This is a genomic window from Pseudomonas fildesensis (assembly GCF_001050345.1).
GTDB lineage: Bacteria > Pseudomonadota > Gammaproteobacteria > Pseudomonadales > Pseudomonadaceae > Aquipseudomonas > Aquipseudomonas fildesensis.
The window spans coordinates 350,972-366,460 of record NZ_LFMW01000001.1; the positions used below are offsets into that span (position 1 = coordinate 350,972).

The 15,489-nt window shown below is 61.2% G+C and carries 15 protein-coding genes; 12 read left to right on the top strand and 3 right to left on the bottom strand.

The genetic code is table 11. From position 1 onward, the window contains the following. Nucleotides 1-63 precede the first annotated feature (63 nt). The gene (gene dinG, locus ACR52_RS01750) at nucleotides 64-2,208 is read right to left on the bottom strand and encodes an ATP-dependent DNA helicase DinG (RefSeq protein WP_048719801.1); all 2,145 of its coding nucleotides are present in this window, start codon (nucleotides 2,206-2,208) and stop codon (nucleotides 64-66) included. 99 nt (nucleotides 2,209-2,307) lie between these two features. On the opposite strand from dinG, the gene ACR52_RS01755 reads away from it, so the two are divergent. Continuing rightward, the gene (locus tag ACR52_RS01755) at nucleotides 2,308-2,772 is read left to right on the top strand and encodes a CopD family protein (RefSeq protein ID WP_048719803.1); all 465 of its coding nucleotides are present in this window, start codon (nucleotides 2,308-2,310) and stop codon (nucleotides 2,770-2,772) included. A gap of 102 nt (nucleotides 2,773-2,874) precedes the next feature. On the opposite strand, the gene ACR52_RS01760 is transcribed toward ACR52_RS01755, so the two are convergent. Continuing rightward, nucleotides 2,875-3,633 (bottom strand): hypothetical protein, encoded by a 759-nt coding sequence (locus tag ACR52_RS01760; protein ID WP_048719805.1) that lies wholly within the window; start codon nucleotides 3,631-3,633, stop codon nucleotides 2,875-2,877. Nucleotides 3,634-3,788: 155 nt separating this feature from the next. Continuing rightward, nucleotides 3,789-4,484, bottom strand: coding sequence for an OmpA family protein (locus ACR52_RS01765; protein ID WP_048719808.1), 696 nt, complete (start codon nucleotides 4,482-4,484; stop codon nucleotides 3,789-3,791). A 190-nt stretch (nucleotides 4,485-4,674) separates the two neighbouring features. Here ACR52_RS01765 and ACR52_RS01770 point away from each other — a divergent pair, with 190 nt between their 5' ends. From ACR52_RS01770 to ACR52_RS01815, 11 genes are all read left to right on the top strand, one after another. Continuing rightward, complete coding sequence (locus ACR52_RS01770) at nucleotides 4,675-5,172, top strand: DUF6231 family protein (protein ID WP_048719809.1); 498 nt, start codon at nucleotides 4,675-4,677, stop codon at nucleotides 5,170-5,172. A 4-nt stretch (nucleotides 5,173-5,176) separates the two neighbouring features. Beyond that, nucleotides 5,177-5,647 carry a YchJ family protein gene (locus ACR52_RS01775; RefSeq protein ID WP_048719811.1) on the top strand — a complete coding sequence of 157 codons (471 nt, stop codon included), beginning with the start codon at nucleotides 5,177-5,179 and terminating at the stop codon, nucleotides 5,645-5,647. Nucleotides 5,648-5,666: 19 nt separating this feature from the next. Continuing rightward, nucleotides 5,667-6,149 (top strand): LEA type 2 family protein, encoded by a 483-nt coding sequence (locus ACR52_RS01780; RefSeq protein WP_048719813.1) that lies wholly within the window; start codon nucleotides 5,667-5,669, stop codon nucleotides 6,147-6,149. Beyond that, nucleotides 6,146-6,361: an SEC-C metal-binding domain-containing protein gene (locus ACR52_RS29010; RefSeq protein ID WP_082143078.1), complete on the top strand. Its 216-nt coding sequence runs from the start codon at nucleotides 6,146-6,148 to the stop codon at nucleotides 6,359-6,361. The genes ACR52_RS01780 and ACR52_RS29010 overlap by 4 nt, the downstream gene beginning before the upstream one ends. Nucleotides 6,362-6,707: 346 nt before the next feature. Continuing rightward, nucleotides 6,708-7,352 carry a glutathione S-transferase N-terminal domain-containing protein gene (locus ACR52_RS01785; RefSeq protein ID WP_048719815.1) on the top strand — a complete coding sequence of 215 codons (645 nt, stop codon included), beginning with the start codon at nucleotides 6,708-6,710 and terminating at the stop codon, nucleotides 7,350-7,352. Between the two features lie 216 nt (nucleotides 7,353-7,568). Next, nucleotides 7,569-10,010 carry a penicillin acylase family protein gene (locus tag ACR52_RS01790; protein ID WP_048719817.1) on the top strand — a complete coding sequence of 814 codons (2,442 nt, stop codon included), beginning with the start codon at nucleotides 7,569-7,571 and terminating at the stop codon, nucleotides 10,008-10,010. 241 nt (nucleotides 10,011-10,251) lie between these two features. After that, nucleotides 10,252-11,256, top strand: coding sequence for a ligase-associated DNA damage response exonuclease (locus ACR52_RS01795; RefSeq protein WP_048719819.1), 1,005 nt, complete (start codon nucleotides 10,252-10,254; stop codon nucleotides 11,254-11,256). Beyond that, nucleotides 11,253-12,887: an ATP-dependent DNA ligase gene (locus ACR52_RS01800; protein WP_048719821.1), complete on the top strand. Its 1,635-nt coding sequence runs from the start codon at nucleotides 11,253-11,255 to the stop codon at nucleotides 12,885-12,887. The genes ACR52_RS01795 and ACR52_RS01800 overlap by 4 nt, the downstream gene beginning before the upstream one ends. 323 nt (nucleotides 12,888-13,210) lie before the next feature. Then, nucleotides 13,211-13,990: a transporter substrate-binding domain-containing protein gene (locus ACR52_RS01805; RefSeq protein WP_014717255.1), complete on the top strand. Its 780-nt coding sequence runs from the start codon at nucleotides 13,211-13,213 to the stop codon at nucleotides 13,988-13,990. Between the two features lie 57 nt (nucleotides 13,991-14,047). Further along, entirely contained in the window at nucleotides 14,048-14,776 is a 729-nt protein-coding gene (locus ACR52_RS01810) for an ABC transporter permease (RefSeq protein ID WP_048719824.1), read from the top strand. Next, nucleotides 14,773-15,483 carry an ABC transporter permease gene (locus ACR52_RS01815; protein ID WP_048719827.1) on the top strand — a complete coding sequence of 237 codons (711 nt, stop codon included), beginning with the start codon at nucleotides 14,773-14,775 and terminating at the stop codon, nucleotides 15,481-15,483. The genes ACR52_RS01810 and ACR52_RS01815 overlap by 4 nt, the downstream gene beginning before the upstream one ends. Nucleotides 15,484-15,489: the final 6 nt, after the last annotated feature.

Below are 15,489 nucleotides of genomic sequence, written 5' to 3' on the forward strand. Positions count from 1 at the left end.
CTGATGACACAAATCGATAGCAGTGAGATAGACCACGAAGTGGGCGAATTCGCCCACGGTGGCTTAAGAAATTTCGCGCCTGAAAGGCGGCAAAGCATTAAGGATAGCTTTGCCATAGCGCTGGGTGACCAGGCGGCGATCAAGCAAGGTGATGGTGCCCCGGTCTTCCTCGGTGCGCAGCAAGCGACCGCAGGCCTGCACCAGCTTCAGGGAAGCGTCCGGCACAGAGATTTCCATGAACGGATTACCGCCACGGGCTTCGATCCATTCGGCCAGGGCGGCCTCGACCGGATCATCCGGCACCGAGAACGGGATCTTGGCGATCACCACGTGTTCGCAATAGGCACCCGGCAAGTCCACACCTTCGGCGAAGCTCGCCAGGCCGAACAGCACGCTGGAATCCCCGCCGTCGACCCGCGCCTTGTGTTTGTTCAGGGTTTCCTGCTTGGACAGGTTGCCCTGGATAAACACCTGTTTGCGCCAGTCGCGGTCCAGGCCGTCGAACACGTCCTGCATCTGCTTGCGCGAGGAAAACAACACCAACGTGCCGCGCGAACCCTCCACCAATGACGGCAGGTCACGGATGATCGCCGCCGTGTGGGCCGGTGCGTCGCGGGGGTCGGCCTTGAGGTCCGGCACGCGCAGCACGCCTGCATCGGCATGATGGAACGGGCTGGGCACCACGGCGGTGACGGCTTTTTTCGGCAGGCCGGCACGCATGCGGAAGCGATCGAAGGTACCGAGGGCGGTCAGCGTGGCGGACGTCACCAGGCAGCCATAGGCCACGTTCCACAGGTTGCGGCGCAGCATTTCGGCGGCGAGGATCGGGCTGGCGTTGACCTCGATATCAAACAGCGCGCCGCTTTCCGACAGGGTCAGCCAACGGGCCATGGGCGGGTTGTCTTCCGGGTCTTCGACGGTAAAAGCGGTCCACAACTCCCAGTTGCCCTGGGAACGGGACAACAGGCTGCCGAACAGCGGGTACCATTCCTCGGCCTGATTGCTCGCGATGCCGATGTTGACCTCACCGTCCATGCCCTCTTTGAGCAAGTCGGTGAGGCGGGTAAACAGGTCGGTCAGGCGTGAAAAGCCCTTTTTCAGCTCGATGCCCATTTCGCGCATGTGCTCGGGGATCAACCCGCCGACAAAACGATGCCGCGGCCGCTCACGGCCTTCCACGTCTTCGCCGGGCTTGAAGTCGGCGACTTGCTCACAGGCACTGAACATGAATTGCTGCTGGGTCTTGATCTCCCGCGCCAGCTCCGGCACCTGTTCGATCAGTTTGCCCAGGTCGCCCGGCAGCGGGTGCTGGGCCAGCAGTTTGGTGAGGTTCTTGGCGGTGGTCTCCAGCCAGTCGGCGGTGGAGCGCAAGCGTGTGTAGTGGGCGAAGTGGCCGATGGCCTTGTCGGGCAGGTGGTGGCCTTCGTCGAACACGTAGAGGGTGTCGCGCGGGTCCGGCAGCACTGCGCCGCCGCCCAGGGCCAGGTCAGCCAGCACCATGTCGTGGTTGGTGACGATCACGTCAACCTTGCCCATGCCTTCGCGGGCCTTGTAGAAGGCGCACTGGCCGAAGTTCGGGCAATGGCGGTTGGTGCACTGGCTGTGGTCGGTGGTCAGGCGCGCCCAATCGGAATCTTCCAGGGCGGTGGGCCAGCTGTCGCGGTCGCCGTCCCACTTATTGCCAGCCAGTTTCTCGATCATGCTGGTAAACAGCTTCTGGCTGACTTCATCGACTTCGATCTTGAAGCCTTCTTCTTCAAACAGCGACGCCGTGGCAGTTTGCGCGTGGCCTTCCTGCAACAGTACGTCGAGCTTGGACAGGCACATATAGCGGCCACGGCCCTTGGCCAGGGCGAAGGTGAAGCTCAGGCCGCTGTTGCGCATCAGGTCGGGCAAGTCTTTGTAGACGATCTGCTCTTGCAGGGCCACGGTAGCGGTGGCGATCACCAGACGCTTGCCGGCGGCCTTGGCAGTGGGGATCGCCGCCAGGCTGTAGGCCACGGTCTTGCCGGTACCGGTCCCGGCTTCGACGGCCACGATCGCGGGGTCGCCGCTGCGCCGGCCTTCGTCATCGGTGTCGATATCCCCGAGGACCTTGGCCACTTCGGCGATCATCAGGCGCTGGCCGTACCGCGGTTTCAAGCTCTTGGCTTCGAGAAAACGCGAATAGGCGCCCTGGATCGTGGTTTTGAGTTCAGTGCTGATCATGGATAGTCGGGCGCAAAAAACGCTGGATAAATTTTCAGTGGTTCGGATCGGCCGCTATCATACCCCGCTAATTAATCCCGCGCAGAACGGAGTATTTCAATGACCGTGTTTAGCCTCGTTTACACCCTGCATGTACTGGCCGCCCTGATCTGGGTCGGCGGTATGTTTTTCGCCTGGATGATCCTGCGGCCCGCCGCAATGACGGCACTTGAGGGCCCTCCCCGACTCAAGCTGTGGGCGAATGTGTTTCAACGTTTTTTCGTGTGGGTCTGGGTGGCGGTGCTGGTTTTGCCGATCAGCGGTGTGGGCCTGCTGCAACTGCGCTTCAGCGGTTTTGAGACCGCGCCACGTTACGTGCAGGTGATGATGGGTTTGTATGTGGTGATGACGGCGCTGTTTATCCGTATCCAGGCGTTGAAGTTCCCGGAACTGCGAGCGGCGGTGGCGGCTGAAGATTGGCCAGCGGGCGCGGCTGCTCTGGGGCAGATCCGCAAGCTGGTGGGGATCAACCTGATTGTGGGGATGGTGGTAGTGGCGATTGCGTCGGGTCGGCCGATGTTCTGAAGCGACCTTTAGTCCGCCATCGGGAGCAAGCCCCCTCCCACATTTGGAATGCATTCCAAATGTGGGAGGGGGCTTGCTCCCGATGGCGTCAGATCAGACGACTCAAAGCCGCTGGATTGTCACAGAGCCCGCAGGCCCTACCGGCCCCGGTTGCCCTTCCAACCCTGCTCGGCCCTTTTCGCCACCATCGGCGCGGTACACCAGGCAGCCCTTGGACTGCCCACCTTTACCCGGCTTGCCTGCCGTGCCAGCCAAGCCGCCCGCCCCGCCATCCACCCAGACCTTGATCTGTTCAGCCGGGAATTTCTGCGGCAACTCAACGCGTACTTGCGCACCCGCTGCACCCGGCAGGCCATCGCCGCCGTTGTCGCCATTGGCCCCGCGCCCGGCCGAACCCCAGGTGCAACCCGGGTCTTCTCCGTTGGCGCCGTCCAGGCCCGCATAGCCTTGGGCACCGGCGCCACCACGGGCATCGACCGACAACTGTTCAGCGGTCAGGGCATTAATCCGCAACGTGAGATCACGCCCGGCCCTGGCCGGTTTTTCATGGGTGCCGGGAGCGCCGCGCGAGGTGATCTGGCTGCCGTGTTCCAGTTGCGCATTGCGTACCTGCAACTGCAGCGCGGTGTTGCCGGGGACGATGGTGATGCGCGCTTCGCGCCCCAGGTGCAGTTCATCCACTGTCACCTGGCTGATCGTGGCCGGGATCAGCAAAGTGCCGTAGTCCCCCACGTCCAGGCGTTCGAGTTGCAATACGCTGGTGCTGCTGGGCAAGCGCATCAACGAATTGGTTTCGACACTGACGCTCTGGGCCAGGGCAATGGGGCTGACCAACAGGGCCAACAGAAAAACCTTACGCATCATGGGGCTCCTGACTTATTTCAAATTTTTCTTTGGACGCACAGTAACGACTTCTACCGGCGATATGCCAGTGAAGGATCAAAAAACTTGAGAAAGGCGCAGGTTCAGCGAGGATCGCCAACAATGCCCCTGTGGATTCCACAGGGGCAAGGGCTTCAGCGGTTGATCTGGATCTCCGTACGGCGGTTCAAGGCACGCCCTTCAGCGGTTTTATTGTCGGCTACCGGGTGGCTTTCGCCTGCGCCAGTCACCGACACAAAGTTACTGCGAGGCACGCCTGAGCCGATCAGGTAATCAGTCACCGAATGCGCGCGTTTTTCCGAGAGTTTCTGGTTGTAGGCGTCTTTGCCGACGCTGTCGGTATGGCCACTGACCCGCAGTTGCGCGGTAGGGGCTTCCTGCTTCAAGCGGGTGGCGATGGTGTCGAGCTTGGTTTTGTCCGCCGCCGTCAGCTTGGCCGAGTCGAACTGGAAGTGCACATCGCGAATCACGATGGTTTCTTCCTTGACCACGACCACCTCCTCAACCACCGCCGCTACAGGCGCAGGCGGGCAACCATTGGCATCGACCTGCACGCCTTTCGGAGTGCCCGGGCACTTGTCGCGGCTGTCCGGCACGCCATCGCCGTCTTCGTCGCCGTCGCCATGCACCCAGCAATAGGCGCCGGCCATACCGCCGATCAGCAATGCGCCATAGCCTGCGTAGGCCGAGCTTTCAGTCGCGCCAATCGCCGCACCGGTCACACCGCCAACGGCGGCGCAGGTGGGCCAATCGGTTTTTTGCAAGCCTGCGCAACCTGTCAATACTCCGGTTAGCAGAACCAAGGGTAGAGCTGTCCGCATGATGCTCATCTGATTTCTCCTGGGGGGATCGGCGGGGGCCGACAGGTGGAGTAAAGACTGCTCTTTTCAACTGCGCCACTACGCCACGCCCCCGTATTCATTGAGGATGACCGCACTTGTAGGACTTTTCTCAGGCGCCCGCTCTAGGCCCGCACGCTCAGCCGCGTTAGTCTCTAGGGTCCTGATGTGAGGATCTCTGATGATCGCTGGTATTTCTTCCCGTACGCCCCAGCAAGCCTTGGCTGCCTTGCTCGATTTGCACCAGCCCAAACGCCTGTTGCTGTTGGGTGCCAGTCAGTTCCCGGCACTGGATGCGTTCAAAGCGGCGCATCCGCAAACCCAGGTGTCCGTCGCGACGCCTGGAGCGTTGCCGGCGGAACTGGCGGCGCAGCGTTTTGACCTGGCGCTGGTGGTCGACTGCCTGGAACACCTGTCAAAACCACAAGGCCTGACCCTTCTCGGTGGCATTCGCAACCTCAACGCCAGCCGCATTGCGGCGCTGGTGGACCTGGCCGCCTGCGGCTGGAAGGACACCGACTTTTTCTCCCTGGCCCTGCAAGCCAGCGAGCGCTTCCAGCGCGACGAGCAGGTTCTGACGCTGTTTACCTATGATCTGCTTGACTATAAACAGGTGCCGGACTGGCTCAACGCCCGCTTCTGGGCCAACCCGGAAAACTTCGGCAAGTATTGGTGGTAACACGATGAGTACATCCATTTGCCCCTGCGGCAGTGGCAACCTGCTGGATGCCTGCTGCGGCCATTATCACGCAGGCCATCCTGCGCCCTGTGCCACTGCGCTGATGCGCTCGCGCTACAGCGCCTATGTGCTGGGCCTGGTCGATTACCTGGTGGCCACCACGCTGCCCGCGCAACAGGCCGGCCTGGACCGCGACGCCATCGGCACCTGGAGCGCCCAAAGCACCTGGCTCGGCCTTGAGGTGGAAAGCTCCGAGGTGTTCGGCGGCCAGCCGGAACATGCGTTCGTGACCTTCACCGCACGCTGGCACGACAGCACCGGCGAGCACAGCCACCGAGAACAGTCTTCTTTCGTACAGAATGACGGGCGCTGGTACTTCATCGACCCAACGGTGGAAGTGAAGGCGGGGCGCAACGATGCGTGCCTGTGTGGCAGCGGGCAAAAATTCAAGAAGTGTTGTTCCAGCTACCTCTAATCACGACAGGAAAAACGCCATGCTACGGATATACAGCTTGATGCTGGCGTTGACCCTCGGCCTGTCGGGCTGCGCCTCGTGGTTCGAAGACGATTCGCCCCCGCCCCACGTTTCCCTGGTAAAGGTCGAAGTGGTGCGGGCCAAGTTGCTGGAGCAGAAATTCAAACTGTATTTTCGCGTGGACAACCGCGACGACGCGGACCTGACCGTGCGCGGCCTGATCTACAAGGTCACCTTGGGCGACTTTGTGCTGACCGAAGGCGAGTCCAATGAATGGCTCACCGTGGCGCCACGCAGCCATGCCTTTTTCAGGGTGTCGGTGCGCACCAACCTCTGGCCGCAGATACGCGATGTGGTGCAGATGCTGAAAAATCCCGACCAGCCCGTGCCTTACCGCCTGGACGGCGAGCTGAAAACCGGATTATTCATCGGTAATGACGTGCAGGTGGCCCACAATGGCGAGATAATCCCCGGCGATTTTATTCCGGAGCGACATCGATGACTCAGCAACCCCATGTCCATGGTCCTGACTGCAACCACGATCACGATCACGATCACGATCACCATGATGATCACGACCACGGCCATGTCCACGGCCCGAACTGCGGCCACGCTCACCAAGAGCCAGTGCGTAACGCCATGAAGGACGTCGGCCGCAACGATCCTTGCCCATGCGGCAGTGAAAAGAAATTCAAGAAGTGCCACGGGGCGTAAGCCGCTCCCCCGCCTGATCGTTCCCACGCTGTGCGTGGGAATGAATCCTGTGACGCTCCGCGTCACGACTTCAGAGCGGGACGCGGAGCGTCCGGGGCAGCATTTACTTTGCTGCGCGTGGAACGATCAAACAGTCTTTGTTTCAGGCTCATGGCTTGCGTTGAAACACCCGTCGCACCTCCAAGCCTGCACTCTCCCGATGACTCAAGCTCAACGGCCCTTCATGCGCCCGCTCCGTGCAGGAGCTGTGTGAAACGCTTCTAACGTTAGGCCCAAATATTTCATTGAATTTTCGGCCTGCAAACGTCACCTATACCTACAGGCATTCGCTCATTTGGAGAGCTTCATGATCGACCTGTATTACTGGACTACCCCCAACGGTCACAAAGTATCGCTGTTCCTGGAAGAAGCCGGCCTGCCCTATAAGGTGCACCCGATCAATATCGGCCAGGGCGACCAGTTCAAGCCGGACTTCCTGAAGATCGCTCCCAACAACCGCATCCCGGCCATCGTTGACCAGCACCCGACCGACGGCGGCGCACCGATTTCGCTGTTTGAATCAGGCGCGATCCTGCTGTACCTCGCGGAAAAAACCGGCCAGTTCATTCCCGAAGACCTGCGCGGTCGTCAGGAAGCGCTGCAATGGCTGTTCTGGCAGATGGGCGGATTGGGGCCGATGGCGGGTCAGAATCATCACTTCAGCCAGTTCGCACCGGAGAAAATTCCCTACGCGATCAAGCGCTACGTGGATGAAACCGCGCGTCTCTACGGCGTGCTGGACCGGCGTTTGGCAGACCGTGCGTTCGTGGCGGGCGAGGCATACAGCATTGCCGACATGGCGATCTACCCGTGGATCGTTTCCCACAAGTGGCAGAGCCAGCGTCTGGAAGATTTCCCACACGTGCAGCGCTGGTTCAACAGCATCAAGGACCGGCCGGCGACGGTACGGGCGTACGAGCTTGTGCAAAAAGTAAACCCACCCAAACCCTGAGCCCTTAATGATCGTTCCCACGCGCAGCAAAGGAATGCCGCCCTGGACGCTCCGCGTCTGCTCATAAAGTTGTGATGCAGAGCGTCACAGGATGCATTCCTTTGTTGCGAGTGGGAACGATCAGCGACAAATAAGCATGGCCTCCCGCTTGCGTCGTTTCGCCGCGCTCACTAACGTAGCGCCTTTACTGACGCTACCCCCCGCAGGAGCTTTGCCATGGCCTCGCCAGCCCTCTCACATTTTCTTCCCCGGTTCGGCGTTGCCGCGGCAGTGGCCAGTGCATTAAGCCTGGCCGGTTGCCAGCTCCAGAGCACCCAGGACACCTTGCCTCCCGTTGCCGGCGTACAGCCGATCAAAGGCCTCGCACAGAATGTGTCGATACGTCGCAATACCCAGGGCATGCCGCTGATCGAAAGCAACACCTTCCACGACGCGCTGTTCAGCCTCGGCTATGTACACGCCAGCGACCGCATCACCCAAATGGTCACCCTGCGCCTGCTGGCTCAGGGCCGTCTGGCGGAAATGTCCGGGCCAGAAGTGCTGGATGTCGATCGTTTCATGCGCGCAGTCAACCTCAAGAAAAGCGCCGGCGAGCTGTATAACGCGTCCTCACCGCGCCTCAAGCGCTTCTTTGAAGTGTATGCGCGCGGCGTCAACGCCTACCTGTTCCGCTACCGCGACAAGCTGCCGCCGGACCTGGCCCAGACCGGCTACAAGCCCGAGTACTGGAAGCCCGAAGATTCGGCGCTGTTGTTCTGCCTGCTGAATTTCAGCGAGTCGGCCAACCTGCAGGAGGAACTGGCGTCCCTGGTGCTCGCACAAAAAGTCGGCGTCGACAAACTCGCCTGGCTCACCCCGAGCGCGCCCGACGAGCCGATTCCCCTGGCCGAAGCCGAAAAGCTCAAGGGCGTGAACCTGAGCCAGATCACCGGCCTGGCCGGGCTGGACTCGGTCAGCCAGCAACTGAGCAGCCTCAATTCGCTGGCGGTGACCACCTCAAGCAACTGGGCGATCGGCCCACAACGCAGCCGCACCGGCAAAAGCCTGTTGGCCAATGACCTCGCGGCGCAGCCACAAGCGCCGTCGCCGTGGAATTACGTACAGATTCGTGCCCCGAAATATCAGGCCGTCGGCGCCTCGATTGCCGGCCTGCCAACCCTGTTGTCCGGCTTCAACGGCAAAGTGGCGTGGAGCATGAGCACGGTCAAGGGCGACACCCAGGACCTGTTCCTGGAAAAGGTCAAACGCCAAGGCAGCGCGCTTTACTACGAGAACAACGGAAAATGGCTACCGGCGGGGGTGCGTAACGAAACCTTCTTCGTCAAAGGCCAACGCTCGATTCGCGAAGTGGTGTACGAAACCCGTCACGGCGCCCTGCTCAACAGCAGCCAGGCCCTGACCAGCGGTTTTGGCCTGGCCCTGCAAACTGCCGATTTCAAAGACGACAAGAGCCTGGACGCGTTCTTCGACCTGTCCCGTGCGCAAAACGCCGGCAAGGCGTCGGACGCGACCCGCGAGATTCGCGCCATCGCCTTGAACATGGTCTTCGCCGACGCCAGCAATATTGGCTGGCAGGTCACCGGCCGCTTCCCCAACCGTCGCGAAGGCGAAGGCCTGCTGCCCTCGCCGGGCTGGGATGCGCGCTTTGATTGGGACGGCTACGCCGACGCGATGCTGCACCCGTATGACCAGGACCCGGCCCAAGGCTGGATCGGCACCGCCAACCAGCGCACCGCGCCACGCGGTTATGGCATGCAGTTGTCCAACTCCTGGGATGCACCGGAGCGCAGCGAGCGCCTGGCGCAACTGGCGAATGCCGGCAAGCATGACGGGCGCAGCATGATCGCCATGCAGTACGACCAGACCACCACCTTCGCCGCCAAACTCAAGACCATGTTCCAGGCGCCAGGCATGGCCCAGCCGCTGAAACAGGCAATTGACGCGTTGCCGGCGACCGAACAGCCCAAGGCACGTGAAGCGCTGAATCGCCTGATGGCCTTCGATGGCCGCCTCATGTCGACGTCCGCCGACGCTGCTATCTATGAGTTGTTCCTGCAGGAAAGCACCAAGCAGGTCTTCCTCGACGAACTCGGTCCGGAAAACAGCGCGAGCTGGAAAGCTTTTGTCAGCAACGCGAGTTTGTCCTACGCCGCCCAGGCCGATCACCTGCTGGGCCGCGAAGACAGCCCGTTCTGGGACGACGTGCGCACCGCACAAAAAGAAGACAAACCGACGATCCTCGCCCGCAGCCTGGCCGCCGCGATCACGGCCGGCGACAGCCAACTGGGCGCCGATCACAAGGCCTGGCAGTGGGGCAAACTGCACAGCACCACCTGGAAAAACACCAATGGCCAGGTGATTCGTGGCCCACTGGCTTCAGGTGGCGATCACAACACCTTGAACCCGGCGCCTTACAGCTGGGGCCAGGATTTCAACACCACTCAGGTATCGGCGCTGCGCATGATCGTCGACTTCGGCCAGGCGGAACCGATGACGGGCCAGGGTGGCATCGGCCAGTCCGGCAACCCGGCCAGCCCTAACTATGCGAATGGCATCGACCCGTCGCTCAAGGCGCAATACCTGAGCTTCCCGATGCAGCCGCAGAACTTTGAGAAGGTGTACGGGAAAACCCGGTTGACCCTGACGCCCGGTAAATAACCTTCGGTTGATGGGCTTTCTGTGGCGAGCGGGCTTGCCCCGCGTTGGGCTGCGCAGCAGCCCCAGGACATTCACCGCGTTGATTCAGACAAAACGCGGTCTTGGGTTTTGGGGCTGCTGCGCAGCCCAACGCGGGGCAAGCCCGCTCGCCACAACGGCCTGCTCGCCACACCGCAGTTAATCGAACTTCTCGCCCCGCCCCCGCCTCCTACCTGATAAGCCCATCGCCCCCGGCACGCCCATGGACCTCGTCATCGCCCGCCCCGAAGGCCTCTATTGCCCCGCCGGAGATTTCTACATCGACCCGTGGCGCCCAGTGGAGCGTTCGGTCATCACCCACGCCCACGGCGATCATGCCCGCACCGGCAATCAACACTACCTGGCCGCCGCCCCCGGCGAAGGCATCCTGCGCTCGCGCCTGGGCCAGGACATCAACCTGCAAACCCTGGCTTATGGCGAACAGGTGGTGCATCACGGCGTGAAACTGAGCTTTCATCCAGCCGGGCATGTGCTCGGTTCGGCCCAGGTGCGCCTGGAATACCAGGGCGAGGTATGGGTGGCGTCAGGTGATTACAAGGTCGAGCCCGATGGCACTTGCGCGCCGTTCGAGCCGGTGCGATGCCACACCTTTATCACCGAATCCACCTTCGGCCTGCCGATCTACCGTTGGCAGCCCCAGGCGCAGATTTTTGCCGGGATCAATGACTGGTGGCAGGGCAATATCGCCGCCGGCAAGGCCAGCGTGTTGTTCTGCTATTCCTTCGGCAAGGCCCAGCGCATCCTGCATGGCATCGACGCGAGCATCGGCCCGATCCTCAGCCACGGTGCGGTCGAACCGTTGAACCGGGTGTACCGCGAAGCCGGCATCTACATTCCCGAAACCCTCTACGCCGGTGACGTCCAGAAGAACGACCCGCTGCTGCGCCAAGCGCTGATTATCGCGCCACCCTCCGCCGGTGGCAGCACCTGGATGCGCCGCTTCGGCGACTACAGCGATGCTTTTGCCAGCGGCTGGATGCGCCTGCGCGGCACGCGGCGACGGCGTGGTGTAGACCGTGGCTTTGTGCTGTCGGACCACGCCGATTGGCCCGGTCTGTTGTGGGCCATCGAGCAAACCGGCGCCGAACGGGTGATGGTGACCCATGGTTCAGTCGGTGTATTAGTGCGCCACCTGCGGGAAAAAGGCCTGGATGCCCAGGGTTTCACCACCGAATACGGCGATGACGAAGAGGAGGCCACCGCATGAAAGCCTTCGCCGAGCTGTACGCCAACCTCGACGCCACCACCTCCAGCAACGCCAAGCTCGCGGCCTTGCAAGCCTACTTTCTGCAAGCACCACCGGAAGACGCGGCCTGGGCGGTGTATTTCCTCTCCGGCGGGCGCCCCCGGCAACTGGTGCCGACCCGCCTGCTGCGCGACATGGCCACCGAAGCCTGCGGCATCGAGCCGTGGCTGTTCGAAGAAAGCTACCAATCGGTGGGCGACCTGGCCGAGACGATTTCGCTGCTATTACCCGAATCGACCTACACCTCTGAGGATGGACTGGCCGTGTGGCTGGAAGAAAAACTCCTGCCCCTGCGTGGTCTCTCGCCTCAAGATTTGGCCGAGCGCCTACCGGCGTTATGGGCGCAACTGGACCAGCCGAGCCTGATGGTGTGCATCAAGCTGATCACCGGCAGTTTCCGCGTGGGCGTGTCCAAATTGTTGGTTACCCGTGCCCTCGCTGCCATGGCGGGCCTCGACAGCAAGCGCGTGGCACAACGGTTGGTGGGCTATACCGACTTGTCCAACCGGCCGACAGCCGAAGGCTACCTCAAGCTGATCGCCGCCGAATCGTGCGACGAACATGCGCAACGCGGCGGACAGCCGTATCCGTTTTTTCTCGCCCATGGGTTGTCGCAACCGGCGGAGCAATTCAACGCCCTGCTCGGTGCGCCCGCCGATTGGCAGGTGGAATGGAAGTGGGACGGCATCCGCGCGCAACTGGTCAAACGTGAGGGTCGCCTGTGGATATGGTCACGTGGCGAAGAACTGGTGACCGACCGTTTCCCTGAACTCCACAGCCTGCTGCATGGCCTGCCGGATGGCACGGTGATCGACGGCGAAATCGTGGTCTGGAAGGAATCGGTGCAACCTTTCGCGCTGCTGCAACAGCGTATTGGCCGCAAGACCCTGAGCAAAAAAATCCTCGACGATGCGCCGGTTGCAGTACTGGCCTACGACCTGCTGGAACACCAGGGCGAGGACTGGCGCAACCATATCCAGGCCGAACGTCGCGCCCAGCTTGAGCGCATCATCGCCCAGTGCAACCAGCCCGTGTTGCGGCCCTCGCCCGTGCTGACCGGCGCAACGTGGGCCGATTTGGCCGAACAACGTGAAGCCTCTCGCGAACTCGGTGTGGAAGGCATGATGCTCAAGGATCGCAAAGGCCTCTATGGCGTGGGCCGCACCAAAGATATGGGGCTGTGGTGGAAGTGGAAAGTCGACCCGTTCAGCGTCGACGCGGTGTTGATCTACGCCCAGCGCGGCCACGGCCGACGCGCCAGCCTGTACAGCGACTACACCTTCGCCGTCTGGGACGGCCCGCCCGGCAGCGAACGTACTTTGGTGCCATTCGCCAAGGCTTACTCGGGGCTGACTGACGAAGAAATGCGCAAGGTCGACGCGATTGTGCGCAAAACCACGGTGGAGAAATTCGGCCCGGTCAGCAGCGTGACGCCGAGCATGGTGTTCGAGTTGGGCTTTGAAGGCATCGCGCTGTCCAAGCGCCACAAGAGCGGGATTGCGGTGCGGTTTCCGCGAATGCTGCGTTGGCGGCAGGACAAGTCTGTCGACGACGCCGACAATCTCGCCACGCTGCAAGACCTCCTGACCTGACCCGCTCCTTGCAGGCGCAGGCTTACCAGCGATAACGTCCGCCAGATTACCGCAGGATTCGAGGGCCCCATCGCCGGCAAGCCGGCTTCTACAGGGACCGGCGCGCCCCAATAATGTGCACTGATTTTTACATGCTCATTTTCGGGCATCTCCTACACTCTGAACTCCCTCTTCCTACCTTCTGAAACGACCATTCAGAACTACTTTCGGAACTACTTTCGGAACTATGGTGCAGAAATTGCTACTTGTGAACCGTCTGACACCGTTCAGTAACAGTCCTAAACGCGCCACAAGCGCTTATCTTGGTTTCCAGGGATTACATAATGAAAAAAGCATTGCTGACCCTTTCTGCACTGGCTCTGTGCATGGCCGCAGGTGTAGCCACGGCCAAGGAATACAAGGAATTGCGTTTTGGTGTCGATCCGTCCTACGCGCCGTTTGAATCCAAAGCGGCCGATGGCAGCCTGGTGGGCTTTGATATCGACCTGGGCAATGCGATTTGCGCTGAGCTGAAGGTCAAGTGCAAGTGGGTCGAAAGTGATTTCGACGGCATGATTCCAGGCCTGAAAGCCAACAAGTTCGACGGCGTTATTTCGTCCATGACCGTGACCCCGGTGCGTGAAAAGGCCATCGACTTCTCCAGCGAGCTGTTCTCCGGCCCGACGTCGCTGGTGTTCAAGAAAGGCGCTGGCTACTCGACACCTGAGTCCCTCAAGGGCAAATCCGTGGGCTACGAGCAAGGCACCATCCAGGAAGCCTACGCCAAGGCCGTACTGGACAAAGCCGGTGTGACCACCAAGGCCTACGCCAACCAGGACCAGGTTTACGCTGACCTGACCTCCGGCCGTCTCGACGCTTCCGTGCAGGACATGCTGCAAGCCGAACTGGGCTTCCTGAAGTCGCCAGCCGGTGCCGGCTACGAAGTCAGCGCGGCCATCGATGACCCATTGCTGCCATCGAAAACCGCCATCGGTATCAAAAAAGGTAACACTGAACTGAAGGCCCTTTTGGATAAAGGTATCAAAGCGTTACACGATGATGGCACCTACGCCACCATCCAGAAGAAACACTTTGGCGATCTGAACCTGTACAGCGGCAAATAATGCCCGGGGCGCCCCTTTTCTGAAGGGGCGCTTTTTTTTCGCCATAGGTCCTGATTTATGTTCGAAGATCTGTTGCAAACCCTCGGGCTGAGCGCGCTCAGTTTGAAGGGTTTCGGCCCGCTGTTGCTGCAAGGCACCTGGATGACCATCAAGTTGTCGGTGCTGTCCCTGGCCGTCAGTGTGTTGCTGGGCCTTCTCGGCGCCAGCGCCAAACTCTCCAGCCTGCCCTTCCTGCGCATCCCCGCCCAGCTCTACACCACACTGATTCGCGGTGTACCCGACCTGGTGCTGATGCTGCTGATTTTCTACAGCCTGCAAACCTGGCTGACCGGTCTTACCGACTTTATGGAATGGGAGTACATCGAGATCGACCCATTCAGCGCCGGGGTGATCACCCTGGGCTTTATCTACGGTGCTTATTTCACCGAGACGTTTCGCGGCGCGATCCTCGCCGTGCCCCGTGGCCAACTGGAAGCCGCCACGGCTTATGGCCTCAAGCGCGGGCAGCGCTTCCGCTACGTGACCTTCCCGCAGATGATGCGCTTCGCCCTGCCGGGTATCGGCAACAACTGGATGGTGATGCTCAAGGCCACCGCACTGGTGTCGATCATCGGCCTGGCTGACTTGGTCAAGGCAGCCCAGGACGCCGGCAAGAGCACCTATCAACTGTTCTACTTCCTGGTGCTCGCTGCGTTGATCTACCTATTGATCACCAGCGCCTCCAACTTTGTCCTGCGTCGTCTTGAACGTCGCTACTCCGCAGGCTCCCGGGAGGCAGTGCGATGATCGAACTCTTGCAGGAATACTGGCGCCCCTTCCTTTATAGCGACGGCCAGCACATCACCGGCCTGGCCATGACCCTGTGGTTGCTCAGCGCGGCACTCGTCATCGGCTTTGTGGTGTCGATCCCGCTGTCCATCGCGCGGGTATCGCGCAACCGCCTGGTACGTTGGCCGGTGCAGTTCTACACCTATCTGTTTCGTGGTACGCCGCTCTATATCCAGTTGCTGATTTGCTACACCGGCATCTACAGCATCGCGGCCGTGCGGGCGCAACCGCTGCTGGACGCGTTCTTTCGCGACGCGATGAATTGCACCATCCTGGCCTTCGCCCTTAACACCTGCGCCTACACCACGGAAATTTTCGCAGGCTCGATCCGCAGCATGGCCCATGGCGAAGTCGAAGCCGCCAAAGCCTACGGCCTCAGCGGATGGAAGCTGTACGCCTACGTCATCATGCCGTCGGCCCTGCGCCGCTCATTGCCCTACTACAGCAATGAAGTGATTCTGATGCTGCACTCGACGACGGTGGCGTTTACCGCGACGATCCCGGACATCCTCAAAGTTGCGCGGGACGCCAACTCGGCCACCTTCATGACGTTTCAATCATTCGGCATTGCTGCGCTGATCTACTTGACCGTGACCTTTGCGCTGGTCGGTCTGTTTCGTCTGGCGGAGCGCCGCTGGCTGGCCTTCCTGGGGCCGAGCCACTAAGGAGCA

Coding starts and splice junctions, on each gene's coding strand:
- dinG (WP_048719801.1), bottom strand. CDS start 2,208: ATGATCAGCACTGAACTCAAAACCACGATCCAGGGCGCCTATTCGCGT.
- ACR52_RS01755 (WP_048719803.1), top strand. CDS start 2,308: ATGACCGTGTTTAGCCTCGTTTACACCCTGCATGTACTGGCCGCCCTG.
- ACR52_RS01760 (WP_048719805.1), bottom strand. CDS start 3,633: ATGCGTAAGGTTTTTCTGTTGGCCCTGTTGGTCAGCCCCATTGCCCTG.
- ACR52_RS01765 (WP_048719808.1), bottom strand. CDS start 4,484: ATGAGCATCATGCGGACAGCTCTACCCTTGGTTCTGCTAACCGGAGTA.
- ACR52_RS01770 (WP_048719809.1), top strand. CDS start 4,675: ATGATCGCTGGTATTTCTTCCCGTACGCCCCAGCAAGCCTTGGCTGCC.
- ACR52_RS01775 (WP_048719811.1), top strand. CDS start 5,177: ATGAGTACATCCATTTGCCCCTGCGGCAGTGGCAACCTGCTGGATGCC.
- ACR52_RS01780 (WP_048719813.1), top strand. CDS start 5,667: ATGCTACGGATATACAGCTTGATGCTGGCGTTGACCCTCGGCCTGTCG.
- ACR52_RS29010 (WP_082143078.1), top strand. CDS start 6,146: ATGACTCAGCAACCCCATGTCCATGGTCCTGACTGCAACCACGATCAC.
- ACR52_RS01785 (WP_048719815.1), top strand. CDS start 6,708: ATGATCGACCTGTATTACTGGACTACCCCCAACGGTCACAAAGTATCG.
- ACR52_RS01790 (WP_048719817.1), top strand. CDS start 7,569: ATGGCCTCGCCAGCCCTCTCACATTTTCTTCCCCGGTTCGGCGTTGCC.
- ACR52_RS01795 (WP_048719819.1), top strand. CDS start 10,252: ATGGACCTCGTCATCGCCCGCCCCGAAGGCCTCTATTGCCCCGCCGGA.
- ACR52_RS01800 (WP_048719821.1), top strand. CDS start 11,253: ATGAAAGCCTTCGCCGAGCTGTACGCCAACCTCGACGCCACCACCTCC.
- ACR52_RS01805 (WP_014717255.1), top strand. CDS start 13,211: ATGAAAAAAGCATTGCTGACCCTTTCTGCACTGGCTCTGTGCATGGCC.
- ACR52_RS01810 (WP_048719824.1), top strand. CDS start 14,048: ATGTTCGAAGATCTGTTGCAAACCCTCGGGCTGAGCGCGCTCAGTTTG.
- ACR52_RS01815 (WP_048719827.1), top strand. CDS start 14,773: ATGATCGAACTCTTGCAGGAATACTGGCGCCCCTTCCTTTATAGCGAC.